This is a genomic window from Halomonas sp. JB37 (assembly GCF_002332255.1).
Taxonomy (GTDB): Bacteria; Pseudomonadota; Gammaproteobacteria; order Pseudomonadales; family Halomonadaceae; genus Vreelandella; species Vreelandella casei.
The window spans coordinates 2,535,833-2,553,181 of record NZ_NRGW01000001.1; the positions used below are offsets into that span (position 1 = coordinate 2,535,833).

General features: G+C 53.4%; 15 protein-coding genes and 1 tRNA gene. 10 read left to right on the forward strand and 6 right to left on the reverse strand.

The annotated features are described in order from the left end of the window. Positions 1-11 precede the first annotated feature (11 nt). Entirely contained in the window at positions 12-1,727 is a 1,716-nt protein-coding gene (locus CIK78_RS11810; protein ID WP_096280262.1) for a bifunctional protein-serine/threonine kinase/phosphatase, read from the reverse strand. 269 nt (positions 1,728-1,996) lie between these two features. Between CIK78_RS11810 and ppa the strand changes: the two genes are divergently transcribed. The 8 genes from ppa to purH all read left to right on the forward strand — a co-directional run bounded on the left by ppa (position 1,997) and on the right by purH (position 10,919). Continuing rightward, positions 1,997-2,527 (forward strand): inorganic diphosphatase, encoded by a 531-nt coding sequence (gene ppa / locus CIK78_RS11815; RefSeq protein WP_096280264.1) that lies wholly within the window; start codon positions 1,997-1,999, stop codon positions 2,525-2,527. Between the two features lie 199 nt (positions 2,528-2,726). Beyond that, complete coding sequence (dsbD, locus tag CIK78_RS11820) at positions 2,727-4,610, forward strand: protein-disulfide reductase DsbD (protein ID WP_225734482.1); 1,884 nt, start codon at positions 2,727-2,729, stop codon at positions 4,608-4,610. 303 nt (positions 4,611-4,913) lie between these two features. Continuing rightward, complete coding sequence (gene accB / locus CIK78_RS11825) at positions 4,914-5,366, forward strand: acetyl-CoA carboxylase biotin carboxyl carrier protein (RefSeq protein WP_096280266.1); 453 nt, start codon at positions 4,914-4,916, stop codon at positions 5,364-5,366. Between the two features lie 31 nt (positions 5,367-5,397). Then, positions 5,398-6,738 carry an acetyl-CoA carboxylase biotin carboxylase subunit gene (gene accC, locus CIK78_RS11830; RefSeq protein WP_096280268.1) on the forward strand — a complete coding sequence of 447 codons (1,341 nt, stop codon included), beginning with the start codon at positions 5,398-5,400 and terminating at the stop codon, positions 6,736-6,738. A 146-nt stretch (positions 6,739-6,884) separates the two neighbouring features. Beyond that, entirely contained in the window at positions 6,885-7,799 is a 915-nt protein-coding gene (prmA, locus tag CIK78_RS11835; RefSeq protein ID WP_096280271.1) for a 50S ribosomal protein L11 methyltransferase, read from the forward strand. Between the two features lie 99 nt (positions 7,800-7,898). Further along, the gene (gene dusB, locus CIK78_RS11840; protein ID WP_096280273.1) at positions 7,899-8,936 is read left to right on the forward strand and encodes a tRNA dihydrouridine synthase DusB; all 1,038 of its coding nucleotides are present in this window, start codon (positions 7,899-7,901) and stop codon (positions 8,934-8,936) included. Beyond that, the gene (gene fis, locus CIK78_RS11845; RefSeq protein WP_096280275.1) at positions 8,933-9,256 is read left to right on the forward strand and encodes a DNA-binding transcriptional regulator Fis; all 324 of its coding nucleotides are present in this window, start codon (positions 8,933-8,935) and stop codon (positions 9,254-9,256) included. The genes dusB and fis overlap by 4 nt, the downstream gene beginning before the upstream one ends. A gap of 64 nt (positions 9,257-9,320) precedes the next feature. Then, positions 9,321-10,919, forward strand: a complete 1,599-nt coding sequence (gene purH, locus CIK78_RS11850) for a bifunctional phosphoribosylaminoimidazolecarboxamide formyltransferase/IMP cyclohydrolase (protein WP_176483398.1) — start codon at positions 9,321-9,323, stop codon at positions 10,917-10,919. Between the two features lie 115 nt (positions 10,920-11,034). Here purH and CIK78_RS11855 read toward each other — a convergent pair whose 3' ends face one another. The 4 genes from CIK78_RS11855 to CIK78_RS11870 all read right to left on the reverse strand — a co-directional run bounded on the left by CIK78_RS11855 (position 11,035) and on the right by CIK78_RS11870 (position 15,172). After that, the gene (locus tag CIK78_RS11855; RefSeq protein WP_096280278.1) at positions 11,035-12,492 is read right to left on the reverse strand and encodes an NAD-dependent succinate-semialdehyde dehydrogenase; all 1,458 of its coding nucleotides are present in this window, start codon (positions 12,490-12,492) and stop codon (positions 11,035-11,037) included. Positions 12,493-12,609: 117 nt separating this feature from the next. Next, positions 12,610-13,161, reverse strand: coding sequence for a GTP cyclohydrolase I FolE (gene folE, locus CIK78_RS11860; RefSeq protein ID WP_096280280.1), 552 nt, complete (start codon positions 13,159-13,161; stop codon positions 12,610-12,612). Positions 13,162-13,442: 281 nt separating this feature from the next. Beyond that, positions 13,443-14,417 (reverse strand): serine/threonine protein kinase, encoded by a 975-nt coding sequence (locus CIK78_RS11865; RefSeq protein ID WP_096280282.1) that lies wholly within the window; start codon positions 14,415-14,417, stop codon positions 13,443-13,445. A 35-nt stretch (positions 14,418-14,452) separates the two neighbouring features. Then, entirely contained in the window at positions 14,453-15,172 is a 720-nt protein-coding gene (locus tag CIK78_RS11870) for a ComF family protein (RefSeq protein WP_225734481.1), read from the reverse strand. Positions 15,173-15,254: 82 nt separating this feature from the next. On the opposite strand from CIK78_RS11870, the gene CIK78_RS11875 reads away from it, so the two are divergent. Beyond that, a tRNA-Leu gene (locus CIK78_RS11875) sits at positions 15,255-15,339 on the forward strand. A gap of 342 nt (positions 15,340-15,681) precedes the next feature. On the opposite strand, the gene CIK78_RS11880 is transcribed toward CIK78_RS11875, so the two are convergent. Beyond that, positions 15,682-16,443, reverse strand: coding sequence for an SDR family oxidoreductase (locus CIK78_RS11880; protein ID WP_096280284.1), 762 nt, complete (start codon positions 16,441-16,443; stop codon positions 15,682-15,684). A gap of 182 nt (positions 16,444-16,625) precedes the next feature. Between CIK78_RS11880 and CIK78_RS11885 the strand changes: the two genes are divergently transcribed. After that, positions 16,626-17,156, forward strand: a complete 531-nt coding sequence (locus CIK78_RS11885) for an FxsA family protein (RefSeq protein ID WP_096280286.1) — start codon at positions 16,626-16,628, stop codon at positions 17,154-17,156. The last annotated feature ends 193 nt before the right edge of the window (positions 17,157-17,349 follow it).

Here is a 17,349-nt window from a genome sequence, read left to right on the forward strand (position 1 = left end):
ATGCTTTGCGTTTAGCGCAATAGCCAGGAAAGCACCAGCAGCAGCAGTAAAATCCCCGCGACGCCCTGCCAGAAACGTCGTGGCTCCTGACGGCTTTCATCTTGAGCAGAGCGACGGCCAAGCGGCACGCGTATCGCATGCATAAACTCTGACATGCGCCTAAAGCGCAGCGCTCGCTGTGGATCCAGCGCACGGCGCAGTGCATCGTCTAAGTCGGGGGAGATTTCAGGGTTCGTGGTGCGTGCGCTGCGAAACGACAGCTCTTCAAGGTCGGTATGGCTGCGCAGCCGATTTGGCGTCAATGTATAGGGCAGAGCCCCGGTCAACAGCCAATAGACAGTTGATGCTAACGAATATTGATCGCTGCGACGGCCGATGGCATCTCCTAGGGCATACTCTGGCGCAGTGTGCTCGTTGAGGCCAACTTGACTGAGCAGCTCGCCAGAATGTCGATGTCCTTCGCCATCCCGCATGTGGCAAGCGCTAAAGTCTGTCAATACCAGCTTACCGTGTAGATCGATTAGAATATTATCAGGGCTAATTTGCTGATGAATAATATCTCGGTGATGCAGAGCCTGCACCGCCTTACCGAGCTGATTGGCGATATCAAGCCGCTGCACCAAGCTCGCCTGCGGATGGCGTTCTGCCCACTGGCGAAGCGTTTCTCCCTCGATATGCTGCATAAGGTAGTAGAGGTAGCGACGCGAACGAGACCGCTCCATTACTTTGACGACAAAGGGGGAATTAACGCGCTCTACGACCCATTGCTGCAGCAGAAAATGCTCAAGGTAGGCATTACGCAACGAAAGCTCGGGGCTTGGTGCTTTCATCACCATTTCACGCTCGGTGTGCACATCGCGAACGCGATAAACGCGAGACTGCGCGGTTCGTGACAGCACCGCGAGCACCTCAAGGCCATCTAAGCGATCGCCCGGCGCCAGCTCAGGCGGAATGGGCAAATCGCCATAAAGCTGCCCAGGGCGCTCGGTTGTTTCCTCCGGCAATTCATCTATGCGAACTAGCTGGAAGCAAAATTGATCGCCTCCATAGCCACGCTCCTGAGCGCGCTGCTTCGCCTCATCCGCTAAACGCTCACAGGCAGCGTCTAAATCGCTCGCGTCTTGGCGAATCAAGCGCACGTAGTCTGAAGGCAGTAACGTGCCGCGCACACCCTGGGTAGTGAAAAGAAATAAATCGCCCTGTTTCAACGCTATATGGGTGTAATCAATGTCGACACTGCCGTCCATGCCCAGTGCCCGCGAAGGATAGCGGTAGCCGCCCACGTCCGTTACGTGGTCGCGGCTTAGCTGCTCAAACTCTGCGCCGCGCAAGCGAAAGACCAGCGTATCGCCCATATGAAATAGATGAGCTTCACGGCCGCGAAAGACCATGGCGGACATAGAGGAAACGAAGCTGCCCTCTTTAACATGCTGGCTTTGGCTATAGCACCAGCTATTCAGTGCGCGCAGGACGCGGGTGGCAGATGTTTTGACATCCCAGTGCTCAGGCGTTGAAAAATAGTCAGCCAGAAAACCGCGTACGCTTAGGTCACCGGCCTGTTTGGCCATGGTGTTGCGTGAAATCGAGTCGCTAATCACCGCACAGCCGCCTTTGGCGCGCAGTAGCGGTGCCTCAGGAAAGCGTACTGACATTGAACTGCGATGTAGGCATCGATCGGGGGCGACAAACGCTTGACCATAACTGATGAGCAACTGGGCGTGCGACAAGGCATCCTCCTAGGCTGTCGACTCGAGCACTTATGATACACACTGTGAACCAGGAGCGATGCTCACCAAACGTCTCTATCGGCCGATTCAAAGTGTCTCTCGCCTATTTAAGCGCTGAAATGTTATAAAATCGCCAACCTTTCTCAGCCTCCCGTTATGTCACATTGGCAATCGTGTAGCCATATTCGTATAATTCCGGCTATCAAAGCCTCTGAAGCGATTGCTTAGCCGCAGCAAGACTCAGCCACTGTACTATCAAGGAATCAACGATGAACTTCGATAATATCCCTGCCGGAAAGGATCTCCCCAACGACGTTTACGTGGTGATCGAAATTCCAGCTAACCATGACCCGATCAAATATGAAATTGACAAGGATATGGGCGCGCTGGTCGTTGACCGCTTCATGGCCACCCCCATGTTTTACCCAGCCAACTATGGCTTCATTCCCCACACCCTAGCCGACGATGGCGATGCCCTTGACGCCTTAGTCGTCACACCGCATCCCGTTCAGCCTGGCAGCATTATCCGTGCACGCCCGGTTGGTATTCTGAACATGACCGATGAAGCCGGTGAAGATGCCAAACTGATATGTGTGCCCCATGCCAAGCTGAGCTCACTGTACGACAACATTCAGGAAGTCACTGATCTACCTGAACTGCTGCGTCAGCAAATCGCTCACTTTTTCGAGAATTACAAAGATCTAGAAAAAGGCAAGTGGGTAAAAGTAGAGTCTTGGGAAGGTGCCGACGCGGCGCGTAAAGCGATTGAAAAATCCGTTAGCGCCTATCAAAAAGCGTAATAATTAGCACCTAAGCGGGAATTCATACCCGCTTAATGCATCTAAAGGCCGCCTTCGGGCGGTTTTTTGCGTTATCAGCCTAGCGATAAGGGCTAGCGCACGAGCGGCCGCGTCATGTCACCGCAGCGAGTAAGTCAGACGCTTAAGCTTGCGGTATGCTGTTTACCTGCATTGCGATGCCATTAATTAAGGATATACCTTGTTACCTTTTAAGCGCCTAAGCCGATTTGCTTTATTCACCCTTCTACTTATCGGACTACCGCTGATGGCTCACGCCCAGTGGTTCTCTTCCTCGAGTAATCAAGACGCATTTTTGCCCGTTATGGAGGCATTTGAACCCACTGCTTGGCATGATGACGACACCCTTTATATCGGCGTGGACATTGCTGATGAATATTACCTTTATCGCCACCAGTTTGCGGTTAGCAGCCAAATCGAGAGCGTCGACCTAGGCGAGCCTAACATCCCCCAGGGCACGTTTATTAACGATGAATTCATGGGAGATGTGTACGTATTCAGGGATCAATTAGTCTTTGAGGTCCCCTTAAGCACCCCCTACTCAGGCCCGCTTGATATCACTCTAACCTTTCAAGGCTGCGCGGACGCAGGGCTCTGCTACCCCCCGGAACAAGCTAACCTTCAGGCCAGTGAGACACAGCCACCCAGCCAATTCGCTGACTGGCAGGCCGATAACAGCAGCTCCGACGCAGCGGCCAACGCCTCAGGACAAGATACAGCTGACACCGCAACGCAGAGTGACTTTTCAGCCCCCCAAAGTGAAGACAGCCGCTTCAGCAGCTTGATTAGCAGCGCAAGCCTGCCATTGGCGCTGGGGCTATTTTTTATCGCTGGCTTAGGGCTTACCTTTACGCCCTGCGTGCTGCCGATGATTCCTATTCTGTCATCGATTGTGGTCGGCCAGAACCCTACTCGCTCTCGGGCATTTGTGCTTTCTGCCAGTTATGTATTAGGCATGTCAGTGACTTATGCGCTTGTGGGCGTATTGATGGGGCTGTTTGGCGCCGGACTTAATCTTCAGGCGCGCTTGCAGTCGGCACCGGTCTTAATCATCTTTGCGGTACTCTTCTCGCTCTTTGCTTTAGCAATGTTTGGCGCGTTTAACCTCAATCTATCGCCGCGCTTAACCAACCGCATTGATGCTTGGCAGGCACGCGCTCAGCGCAGCGGCCCTGCGGGTTTAGCTGTAGCGGGCGCCCTTTCAGTGCTAGTGGTATCACCCTGCGTCACGGCGCCGTTAGCAGGCGCGTTGGTATTTATTTCGTCTACCGGGGATGCTGCGCTTGGCGGCGCAGTGCTGTTTGCGCTGGGCTTGGGAATGGGTGTGCCCCTTCTTTTAGTCGGCACGTTCGGCGCCACCTTGCTACCACGCAGCGGTGCCTGGATGAACGGCGTAAAAATTGGCTTTGGCCTGCTGCTGCTGGGGGTGGCTATTTGGATGGTAGAGCGCTTGGTCGCCGCACCCGTCGCGCTGCTGCTATGGGCTGCGCTAGCGATTGGAAGCGCGCTCGCTTTAGGCGCTTTAAACGTCAATCAGCCGCTGGGCTGGCCGCGCGCGCGCCAAACGCTTGCGCTTATGCTACTGACTTGGGGCGTACTGCTGGTGATCGGAGCCGCCCAAGGGGGCAACAATCCGCTGCGCCCACTCGCGGCAACCCCCAATCCAGCAAACGCTGTACAGGCACAGGCACTCAGCTTCACTGAAGTCGACACATTGAGCGCTCTTGAGGATGAAATTGCTAACGCAAAAAGCAATCATCAGCCGGTGTTTGTGCACTTTACTGCCGACTGGTGCATTTCATGCAAATTAATGGAACGCGATGTATATCCAGATGCACGCGTTACCGCAGCGTTAAGTGGCTATAAGCTGATTGCCGCCGATGTCACGCACACCGATAGCAACAGCCGAGAGCTGCTAGACCAGTTCAATTTATTTGGTCCGCCCAGCCTGCTATTTTTTAATCAAGGCCAGGAACTGCGCGATGCCCGCATTCAGGGCGAAGTAACCGCCGACCAGCTTCAGCAACATCTTGAATCTGTCAGCCAGTGGATAGCGGCCCAGTGACATGCATAAAGGGCTCGTATCGTGGATATCGCCGGCCAGATACTGCCCAGCATCCTCTAAGACTACGTCAACGCTTGCCGGGCCGGCTGCTGGACATCGTGGCACTTTTTCGGCAAACTCCGCTCCCATATTAGCTAAAAACTTCCTTTTTAGGGGTGAGAACGAGGTAACGTTCACTAACATGCCGCGTTCTCTTCATTTTAAAATCTGGTTTACTGCGCTAGTTCAGCGCCGCATAGCACCTCCGCTTAGAGGCTGAGTTTGCTCTGTGACTACCTTTTATGACATTGATGGGGCTATGCCATGGATATCCGCAAAGTTAAGAAACTGATTGAGCTTCTCGAAGAATCCAATATTAGTGAGATTGAAATTCAAGAAGGCGAAGAATCAGTCCGCATAAGCCGCCATCCGAACGGTGCGACTTGGCAGCAGCAGCCAATGCCCCAGTATGCGCAGCCAACCTATGCGCCGGTCGCAAGCGCACCGCCTGCGGATATTGAATCTGCCGGTGTAAGCTACCGTGGTGAAGCAGTTAACTCACCGATGGTTGGCACCTTTTATCGCAGCCCAGCACCGGGCGCTAAATCCTTTGTGGAAGTAGGCGACACCGTTAAGCAAGGCGATACCATATGTATCATTGAAGCCATGAAGATGATGAACCAGATTGAAGCTGACCGTGACGGCGTGGTGGAAGCTATTCTGGTGGAAGATGGCGAGCCGGTGGAATTCGATCAGCCTATGATCGTTATCGCTTAATCTTTCATTTTCAACACGGGTGGACTCTCCCATGCTGGACAAGGTATTAATCGCGAATCGCGGCGAGATTGCCCTTCGTATCCTACGGGCCTGTAAAGAACTGGGCATTAAAACCGTCGCGGTACACTCCAAAGCTGATCGTGAACTCATGCACGTTCGTTTGGCAGATGAAGCCGTTTGTATCGGACCGGCATCGTCAGCGCAGTCTTACCTGAATATACCGGCCCTTATCAGCGCGGCCGAAGTGACTGACTCAACGGCCATTCACCCGGGCTATGGCTTTCTGTCGGAAAACGCCAACTTTGCCGAGCAGGTAGAGCGTTCAGGCTTTACTTTCATAGGGCCCCGCGCAGAAACGATTCGCCTGATGGGTGATAAAGTCAGCGCGATTCAATCGATGAAGGAAGCCGGTGTTCCTACGGTTCCAGGCTCCGATGGGCCACTCGGCGATGACGATGCTGTCAATCTAGCGACGGCTATGCGTATCGGCTATCCGATCATCATCAAAGCAGCCTCTGGCGGCGGCGGGCGTGGCATGCGTGTGGTGCATACTGAAGGCCACCTGCTGTCGGCGATTACCGTTACGCGTACCGAAGCACAGGCGGCGTTTGGTGACGGCACGGTCTACATGGAAAAATTCCTTGAGAAACCGCGTCACGTAGAAGTGCAGGTGCTGGCTGATGGCCAAGGTAACGCTATCCATCTTTATGATCGCGACTGCTCTCTTCAGCGCCGTCATCAAAAAGTGCTTGAAGAAGCCCCAGCCCCCGGTCTTGATCAGAAAGCGCGTGAGCAGGTGCTTGAAGCCTGCCGTCAGGCGTGCATTAAAATCAATTACCGTGGCGCCGGCACCTTTGAGTTCTTGTACGAAGACGGCAAGTATTTCTTCATTGAGATGAATACCCGCGTTCAAGTCGAACACCCGGTTACTGAAATGGTTACCGGCGTGGATATCGTCAAAGAACAGCTGCGCATAGCCTCTGGCCTTCCGCTGTCTATTCGTCAAGAAGACGTGAAGATCGCTGGCCACTCTTTCGAGTGCCGGATTAATGCCGAAGATGCCCGTACCTTTATGCCTTCGCCCGGGAAAGTGACGTTATTTCACTCGCCGGGTGGCCTGGGTGTGCGTATGGACTCGCATCTTTACACGGGATACACCGTGCCTCCCCACTACGACTCCCTGATCGGCAAGCTGATCACGTGGGGTGCAGACCGCGAAATTGCGCTGACGCGCATGCGCAATGCGCTTGATGAACTACTTGTGGAAGGCATCAAAACCAATATCGATCTGCAGAAAGATTTGGTTCGTGACAGCCACTTCCGCGAAGGCGGTGTCAACATCCACTACCTGGAAAAGAAACTCGGCGGCTAACGCCACTCCAGCGCTATGTTCGATACCCAACGGGGTGGCCACGTCCACCCCGTAGTTGTCTTTACGGTACTGTCTTTACTGTAGTTGTCTTTACTGTAGTTGTCTTTACTGTCTCTATTTTTAAATTCGCCTTGCGGAGAACCTGCATGCCCTGGCTTCAACTCAAAGCTCATGTCGCACCCGAGCAAGCAGAATTTCTGGAAGAGCTGCTGCTCGAAGAAGGCGCGACTGCCATTGGCCTTCAAGATGCCCACGACGACCCGGTATTTGAGCCTGAACGCGGCACCACTCCGCTTTGGCAAGATACGATTCTGACAGGGCTTTATGATGACCTTGAAGGCGTTGACGACATGCTTACGCGCATTGAGGCGGCCTGGTCGGAGCACATGCCGAGCGAACCCTGCCCCACGATCGAGTATGAGCTACTTGCCGACCGCGACTGGGAGCGTGAGTGGATGGATGATTTCACCCCTCTACGCATGGGCCAGCGGCTATGGATTGTGCCCAGCTGGCACGAGCCGCCTGAGGCAGACGCGGTCAACCTGATTCTAGATCCAGGCCTTGCGTTTGGCACCGGCACGCACCCGACTACCGCGCTGTGCCTAGAGTGGCTGGATGAACTGGCAGTGGCTGGCCACTTAGCGCAGCAGCATGTGCTTGATGTAGGCTGTGGCTCGGGCATTCTCGCTATCGCCGCCCTAAAGCTTGGCGCACACCATGCCGACGCTACCGACATTGATCCCCAGGCATTGCAAGCTAGTCGTGATAACGCAGAACGTAATAGCATTGCCGAACAGCAGCTATCGCTTTATTACCCTGAGCAGTTAAGCGATGACGTTCGTTATCCTGTGGTAACCGCTAACATACTGGCGGGCCCACTGGTTGAGCTAGCGCCGATGATTGCCGGGCACGTGGCCCCAGGTGGGCGCATTGCGCTATCGGGTATTTTAGCCAATCAGGCCGACGATGTTCAGCAAGCCTACACGGCCCAGGGCATCATCATGCAAGATCCGGTGATTCGTGAAGGCTGGGTAAGGCTCTCAGGCCAGCGCCCAGATTAAAGCACCCTGCGGCCTTCAACCTAACGGCGAGTAGGCGTATCATACGCACCCTCGAAAGCGCTTACTCGTCGCCAGACCAGCATCCACATAGCCTACGCCATGACGTTAATGAACACCCTACCCAGCATTGGTCGTTATCGATTATCAAATCGCGTAATCCTGGCACCAATGGCCGGCGTTACCGACCGCCCCTTTCGTCAGCTATGCCGACAGCTGGGTGCTGGCTGGGTGGTGGGCGAAATGGTTACGTCAGACCCTAGCCTATGGCATACGCGTAAATCACAGCTGCGAATGGACCACCAGGGCGAGCCAGCCCCGCGTGTGGTGCAAATTGCGGGTGGTGATGCTGATATGCTTGCCCAGGCAGCCCGCCTGAATGCTGAACTAGGTGCTCAAATTATTGATATTAATATGGGCTGCCCCGCTAAGAAGGTGTGTAATAAAGCGGCAGGGTCTGCCCTGCTTCGCGATGAAGCCTTGGTCGCTGACATTTTGCAGGCGGTGGTGGGCGCCGTTGATATTCCCGTGACGCTTAAAATCCGCACGGGCTGGTGCGCGGCATCGAACAACGCCCTGCGCATTGCTCAGTTGGCCGAGGCCGCAGGCATTCAAGCGCTAGCCGTACATGGCCGACATCGCGAACAGCGCTATACTGGACAGGCAGAGTACGACACGATTGCCGACATCAAATCTCGTCTCTCGATACCGGTGATTGCTAACGGCGACATAACAAGCCCTGAAAAAGCCGCCGAAGTTCTCGCTTACACCGGTGCTGATGCTGTCATGGTAGGCCGTGGTGCGCAGGGAAATCCGTGGATATTTCAACAGATTAACCACTATTTCCAGCATGGCACGCGAATGGCGCCACCCAGCCTAGCCGAGCGCCAGCAGGTGCTTAATGGGCACGTTGGCGCACTGCATGAATTTTATGGTGACACGATGGGCGTACGCATAGCGCGTAAGCATGTCGGCTGGTACCTCAGCGACGACCCGCGCTTTACGCCGCCTCAACAGCACGCGCTGAAGCAGCAGTTCAATGCGTTAGCATCACCCGAAACGCAATTTGATTGGATCAACGACGCGATGGCTCCCGATGCCGCCACACGTTTGCTAGCCAAAGGAAGCTATGCTGCATGACCGAACGCGATCTTCTCTCTAGCGATACTGTTTCTCACCTCACCCGCATGCTGGCTAATCCAACGGTGAGCACACCACCGCAGCCTCTGCGGGAGGCCGTGGAAACAGCGATGCGCCGCTACTTCGAGCATCTCGATGGCAGCCAGGCAACTGACCTATACGCCATGGTGATGGCCGAAGTAGAAGCTCCTTTACTGGCCTGCGTCTTGGAGCATACTGACGGCAACCAGACCCGGGCCGCTGATGCACTGGGCCTGAACCGCGGCACCCTGCGTAAAAAGCTAAAGCTTTACGGACTTATCGAAGGCGACGCCCCATAACACTGGGGCGTTGTTGTTTTTATTTACCCACGTTGACTTCACAACGCTGCACACGAGCATCCCCATGGCTGATAACCCTACTTTGACTGACAGTAACGCTACTCCCGTCCGCCGCGCCCTTCTGAGCGTTTCTGATAAAACTGGCATTGTAGAATTCGCCCGCGGCCTAACTGAGCATGGCGTTGAACTGCTTTCAACCGGTGGCACTTTCCGGCTATTGCAAGAAAATGCCATTGCGGTGAAAGAAGTGTCTGAACATACCGGCTTTCCCGAAATTATGGATGGTCGTGTCAAAACGCTTCATCCCAAAATTCACGGCGGCATTTTGGCACGGCGCGGCCAGGATGATGCGGTCATGGCCGAAAACGACATTACCCCTATCGATATGGTCGTCGTTAACCTCTACCCCTTCGCCGCGACTGTCGCTAAGCCTGATTGCACGTTAGAAGATGCTATCGAGAATATCGATATTGGCGGCCCTACCATGGTACGCGCCTGCGCTAAAAACCACGCGCATACAACAATCGTCGTGAATACCGCTGACTACGCCCGCGTGCTTGGTGAGCTGGCCGCTCAAAATGGTCAAGTAAGCACGGCAACGCGGTTCGATTTAGCGGTCAAAGCATTCGAACACACCGCCGGCTATGATGGCGCTATTGCCGACTACCTGGGCCGCAAGGTTGACGCTGCAGACGAAGCATTTCCCCGCACCTTTAATCTTCAGCTGCATAAAAAGCAGGATATGCGCTACGGCGAAAATCCCCATCAGCAGGCAGCGTTCTACGTTGACCCGCAGGCTAGCGAGCCAAGCGTTGCCACGGCAAAAATGCTGCAAGGCAAACCGCTATCGTATAACAACGTTGCCGATACCGATGCGGCGTTTGAATGCGTCAAGGCTTTTAAAGAGATCGCCTGTGTGATCGTCAAGCATGCCAACCCCTGCGGCGTTGCCGTTGGTTCAACAGCGCTAGCGGCTTATGACAAAGCCTTCGCCACCGACCCTACCAGCGCATTTGGCGGCATCATTGCCTTCAATACAGCGCTGGACGCTGAAACCGCCCAGGCAATTATCGATCGCCAGTTTGTCGAAGTAATTATCGCCCCCGGGATTAGCGATGACGCTGCCGCCATTGTGGCCAGCAAGCAGAACGTTCGCCTACTGGATGTCAGCGATCATTGGTCAGGCGAACACCAGACTGCATTTGATCTCAAGCGCGTCAACGGTGGGCTATTAGTACAAGAGCGCGATGAGGGAATGGTGGCACGCGAGGACTTGACGGTTGTCAGCCAACGCGCTCCCAGCGAGCAAGAACTGCGCGACCTAGCCTTTGCTTGGCGAGTGGCTAAGTTCGTTAAGTCCAACGCCATTGTGTATGCCAAAGATGGGCAAACAGTGGGCGTGGGCGCAGGACAAATGAGCCGCGTTTACTCAGCCAAAATTGCGGGCATCAAAGCCGCAGACGAAGGCCTTTCAGTGCCTGGGTCGGTCATGGCATCTGATGCCTTCTTCCCGTTCCGTGATGGCATTGATGCCGCGGCAGCAGCGGGTATTACCGCGGTTATTCAACCCGGTGGCTCAATGCGCGATCAGGAAGTGATCGACGCCGCCAATGAAGCAGGCATTGCCATGGTATTTACCGGCATGCGCCACTTCCGCCACTAAGCCTTTTCACTAGCACCGCTGGCCCACCCAGCACATAACAAGCCCCCATTGGCACTCTGCCAATGGGGGCTTGTTAATGACAGTGGCTGCCGATTAAAAGACAGGCTTCAAAGCGCTAGCCAAGGTCAATGCATAGATACTTTGTTTCAAGGTATTCTTCCAACCCTTGATGACCGCCCTCGCGACCTAAGCCCGATGCTTTAACCCCACCAAACGGTGCCGCTGCGTTAGAAATGGCGCCAGTATTAATCCCTACCATGCCATATTCTAGCGCTTCAGCGACGCGCCACACGCGAGCCAGATCACGCGAGTAGAAATACGCGGCTAGGCCATACTGAGTGTCATTGGCCATTGCTATCGCGGTTTGCTCATCGTCAAACGGGAAGACAGCGGCAAGCGGGCCAAACGTCTCTTCGTGAGCCACTTTCATTTTATCGGTGGCAAAGCTAATCAGCGTCGGCGTAAAGAAATTACCGCCCAATGGATGGGGGTGCCCACCCAGCAGCAGCTCAGCGCCATTATCTATCGCGTCCTGCACGTGCTCGCTGACTTTCTTGACCGCATTTTCATCGATTAACGGGCCAAGATTAATATTCGCTTTGGTGCCATCGCCAACGCGCAACTCACTGTTCATTGCCACCGCCAGCTTTTCACAAAACGCGTTGATGACACTGGAGTGGACTAAGAAGCGGTTGGTGCATACACAGGTTTGCCCAGCATTACGAAATTTCGCCGCCATAGCACCATCTACTGCGGCATCTAAATCAGCATCTTCAAAGACAATAAATGGCGCGTTGCCACCCAGCTCTAGCGAGATTTTCTGAATATGCTCAGCCGCCTGCGCCATCAGTTTACTACCCACTTCGGTAGAACCGGTGAAGGTGATTTTGCGCACCTTCGGCGAGTGCGTCATCGCTTGCGCAATATCACTGGCGCTGCCCGGCACTACGTTAAAAACCCCACGCGGAATGCCCGCACGCTCAGCTAATAGCGCTAATGCCGTGGCTGAAAACGGCGTTTGGCTCGCAGGCTTGACGACAATCGTACAGCCAGCGGCCAGCGCAGCGCCCGCTTTACGGGTGATCATCGCCGCCGGGAAGTTCCACGGGGTAATCGCGCCCACAACGCCCACTGGCTGCTTAGTCACGACGATACGCTGATTGGCGTTTGCCGCGGGAATCGTTTCACCGTAAACGCGCCGGGCCTCTTCAGCAAACCAGCGCAAAAAGCTTGCAGCATAGGCAATTTCGCCCGCGGCTTCTTTAAGCGGCTTGCCCTGCTCGTAGGTCATCAGCATGGCTAAGTCTTGCTGATGCTCAAGCATCAGGTCGTGCCACTTTAATAATAAGTCGGCGCGTTCCTGAGCGGTCAATGCACGCCATGCAGGCAGAGCGGCGTCGGCGGCATCGATGGCCCGCTCAGTCTCAACTTTACCTAACCGCGGAATATTGCCGATAGCCTCACCGGTTGCCGGATTCAAGACCGTGATCTGCTCGCCGCTATCGGCTGCAACCCAACTGCCGTCGATATAGGCAAAAGGACAATACAGCTGCGTTTCTTTAAGCGCTTCCATGACAGACTCCTGACCAAATGATGGCCGTGTAGGCTTGTTAACACTTCATGCTAAGACGAAACACCCCTATAAACCAAGTTTCTAGCGTGCCTTGATTATCGGCTAGCGGCATCAGATTCAATTAATCAGCATTAGGAATTCTTGCCGAGTCGCCTGGTCGCTGCGAAACCTGCCTAGCATGACGGATGAGGTCATACTGGAGTTTTGCTTCTCGACGCCACGCATCATCATGCAAAGATGGCGAGCCTCAATGACCACTGCGACGCCCTTTGCCTGCGTGACTTCTTGAACGGCATCGGCGATTTGTAGGGTGAGATTTTCTTGGATCTGCATACGTCGTGCAAACATATCAACAATGCGCGCAAATTTAGATAGCCCCAGCACCTTGCCGTTAGGTAAATAGGCGATATGGCACTTGCCAATAAAGGGCAGCAGATGGTGTTCACACATTGAATAAAGCTCAATGTCTTTTACCAGCACCATTTCGTCTGTGTGCGACTCAAACACGGCACCGTTAATAATTTCTCCCAGCGACTGATTATAGCCCGCATTCAAAAACTGCATGGCTTTCGCTGCCCGCTTTGGCGTATCCCGCAATCCTTCCCGATCGGGATCTTCTCCCAAAGCAGTGATTATCTGGCGATAGTGGTGAGCAATATCATCGGACATGTTAAGCCTCATCAAGAACGGTGCACAAATGCAAAAAGACTGACACCTACGTCAATTCTTTCTTTACGCGAATTAATATTAGACCCGTCTGAATATAAAATTTACGAGTATCTTGGCCAGCAGTTAATGTACAAAAAATCGCTAGAAAGACTGCTGAACCATTATTGTCTGGAATAACCTATTTTAACGTAAGCCTCTCATTTATGGCAGCGTCGCAGCTAACAAGGCGATGCGAACACACCGCTCAGCTCTACACACTACGCGGCCATTCCCCTCCCGCGCTATGCCAACCAACGCGGGGTTTTTAACTGCAGGCACTGCTGCTCTAACTGGCGGATATGCTGATCCCAGTAACCGCTATCCGCCAACCACGGAAACGCTCGTGGGAAAGCGGGGTCATTCCAGCGCGATACCAGCCAAGCAGTATGACGAATCAACCGATAGCTTCTTAACGGTTCAATTAACGACACCTGCTCCGTCGGAAACGGCAGCGTTTCCTCATACCCTTCGGTAATCTCATTCAAGTGTGCTCCCCAGCCCTGCGGGTCGTCGGTGGGTAGCATCATCCAGATATCCTGAATCGCGGGCGCCATAAGGCAGTCATCAAAATCGACCAGCGTAAACTGCTCATCGCGGCCAAGCACATTGCCTAAATGACAGTCACCATGACACCGAATCATGCTGGTAGCAGGTACGCTGTGCTTTGAAAGCTGCTGATGCACTTTCGTAATGACGTTTTCATACGCTCGACGCTGATGACCACTCAATCGCTCACTTGTCAGCACACGCTGCTGAGCATCAAGGATACCGCTTGCCATCTCTAATCGCGGGCGGTGTTGAAAAGCTTGTTTAGCGGAGATTTCGTGTAAGCGCCCCAGCACCTCGCCCATTGCAAATAAGTGAGCAGGGTTATCAAGCTCCGGGGCCTGACCAGGACAGTGAGGAAATAACGCAAAGTTAAATACTTTAAACTTATGTAGCGACTGGCCCTGAGTGTTTCGCCAAGGCGCCACGACCGGCACATCGTTATCAGCTAGCTCTTGTAAAAAATCATGCTCTTCCTGAATCACCGCCTCTGACCAGCGGTCAGGCCGATAAAACTTAATAATCCAGTTTTTGCCATCCTCATCGCGAAACATTAGCACGCGGTTTTCGTAGCTATTTAGCGCGAAAGGCTCACCCGCTGGCCAAATATCAAGCGACTCGGCTGCAGACATCACTAAATCGGGCGAAAGAGAGCTAAACGGGTGTGACATAGGTCACTCCTGGGGTCGGCAAAAAACCTATTCTATCAACCCTTGCCCAGGGGCGTCCGCGCTACTGCCCAAATATCGACGCGCTTAGCACCTGACTCCAGCGCGGCACACGCCATTGCATGCCCAGTAGCACCGGTAGTCACCACATCGTCAATAATCACCAAATGCTCCGGTGGCGGTATCTGAAATGCAAAAGCATCGGCTAAATTGGATGCCCGCTCACGGCGATTCAACGTGCGCTGGGAACGGCTTCTCTTAACTCGCTGAGCAGTGTGCAATGGAACAGCCAATCTGTGGCTGAGCTGTTTTGCCAGCCAATATGATTGGTTAAATCCACGCTCACGGGCATTTGCAGGGTGCATCGGTACTGACACGAACGCTTGCCCAGTTAGCTGGGGCTGCGTCATTAACATCAGTTCGCAAAGCAATACCCCAGCCCTCGGTGAGGCGTTGAATTTAAAATCATGTATTAGCTCTTTAATGGCACCCTGATACAGCAACCCCGCCTGAGTCGCCAAAAAGGCCGGAGACTCCGTTAAGCAATGCCCGCATAATCGCTGGCCGTGCTTCACCGGCTCACTGCATTGGCGGCAGGCATATAAATTCCATGGAAGCTCATCGGCACAAGCATCACACCACCCTAGCCCCTGCGCCGTAGGAGCTAGGCAAAAAGCGCAATAGCCCGGCATGCTTCGCTTTATCCAATAACTCCCTCTTTGCAGGCCTTGCTTCAAAAACGATTTCTTAGAAAACATAGACCGCTCTTCACCCATTTAAACAAATATCAAACTAGGCGTTGACTTGTATCACAAAAATGATAATATACGCCTCGTCTTCGCGGATGTGGTGGAATTGGTAGACACGCTAGATTTAGGTTCTAGTGCCGTAAGGTGTGGGAGTTCGAGTCTCCCCATCCGCACCAATTACTTGTTAGTTTTAAATCAGTTAGCTTTAAAATTTTCTCTGAATTAGTCAGCATATCAGGCACCCATGAGGTGCTTTTTTTGTGCCTGCTCGTTGCACAGCTGCACTTACTTAAGCAGAACCAAGTGCACGGCTTAAGCTGAACCGAGAGCAAGGCAAAATCAGCCGCGACTACTTTTAATGCAAAACCGTTGCGCTGTTTAATTGCTAATTGATGTTGCGGGTTAATTGCTAATTGATGTTGCGGGCGTATCAATGATGTTTGCAGAGCGGCCATACAGGCCGCCCAGGCAGAGCTGGTGTAAAAACTATACTCAGTAAAAGCTATACTCAGTAAAAACTATAGCCTCAATCCGCCGTCACACTCAATGATGCGCCCGCTGAAATAATCATTTTCAACAATGAAAGCGACACTTTGGGCAATATTATCGGGATCCCCCAAACGTTTTAACGGCACGCTAGAGGTAATGCGCTCCAACATATCTGGGCGCATACCAGCAGTCATTTCCGTGGCCACAAATCCAGGTGCAACGGTACCTGTACGAATGCTATAGCGCGCCAGCTCCTTACTCCAGGTTACCGTTAACGCATGCACTCCCGCCTTGGCCGCCGCATAGTTACTCTGCCCCATATTGCCCGCACGCGAAATGCTTGAGATATTGACGATTACCCCCTCATGCCCTGCCTCAATCATCTGAGTAGCCGCTTCACGCCCGCACAGAAAAACGCCGGTTAAATTAACATTGATGACGTTTTGCCAGCTTTCCAGCGACATACGCTTCTCAACGTGGCCATCTTTCGCCTTGACCAGCAGTGCGTCCTGGGTAATGCCTGCGTTATTCACGCAGCCGCTTACCGGCGCCATGCGTTTTGCAATATCGGCAAATGCCTGAATAACGGAAGCCTCTTCCGCAACGTTTACCACAAAGGCCTGCGCATCAACCCCTTCAGCAGAAAGCTGTGATACCGCCTGAGCCAATGCTTCACTACTCATATCCAGCAGCGCCACGCGCGCGCCCTGCTTGCCCAAACGCAGGGCCGTGGCATAGCCCAATCCTCGTGCGCCACCGGTTATAGCAATGACTTTATCGGTAATAACCATCACTGACTCCTTTAAGAAGATTTACGCCGCCTCATTGTGCACCGCACAACAAGGGATTTACTAGCCCGAATCGCACGGCACTAACGCTAAAACGCACATCTTTAGCTGCTTGTTATTCGTATTTCTGGCACCATATTAGCCAGCTACGACGGTTATTGAGTCGTTTATTTCTGGAGTTAACCATGCCTATTTTGATTTTTATATCGCTGTTCACTTTACTAGATTTTATTGTGCTTTTTTCAATTGGCAGCCAAATAGGTTTGATTACTACCCTATTGTTAGTGCTTGGCACAGGCTTTGCCGGGCTACATCTTATTCGTAAAGAAGGCGTCTCAACCTTCGCCCGTGCACGCCAGCGCATGCAGGCAGGTGAAGTCCCTTCTAGCGAGCTTCTGACTGGCGCCGCACTTATTTTTGGCGGCGCCTTACTGATGGCACCGGGTTTCTTGTCGGACGCACTTGGCCTTGCATGCCTGATTCCCAGTGCACGCCATTTAATGCTTAAAGCATTAACGTGGCTAGGCATTAAGACCATTGCAGGACAGCAGCAAGGCCCGCATACATCGTCTACCCACTCACGCTCAACGCGCGCCGACAACGATGACGGATGGTTTGATGGGCCAGCTAAAGACTCCGCAACTTCCTCATCGGATCAAAAAGGCCCCATTGAAGGTGATTTCATTAGCCGTGATGAGTCGTCACGCCATCGATAACGCACCGTTTGGAAGAAAATCTGCACAAAAGCAATTTTTTATTGCTCTCCCCCCTTGAAAGGCCACCTGCAGCCCCCACTTTTTAGCCAGCACATAATTTCGGTGACTGCTTAATGTAGCAGCCGCCATTAACAATGAAGACCGCAAGGTCTTCACGTCTCGCGGGGACTCCCACGAGAACATTTTTTAGCTA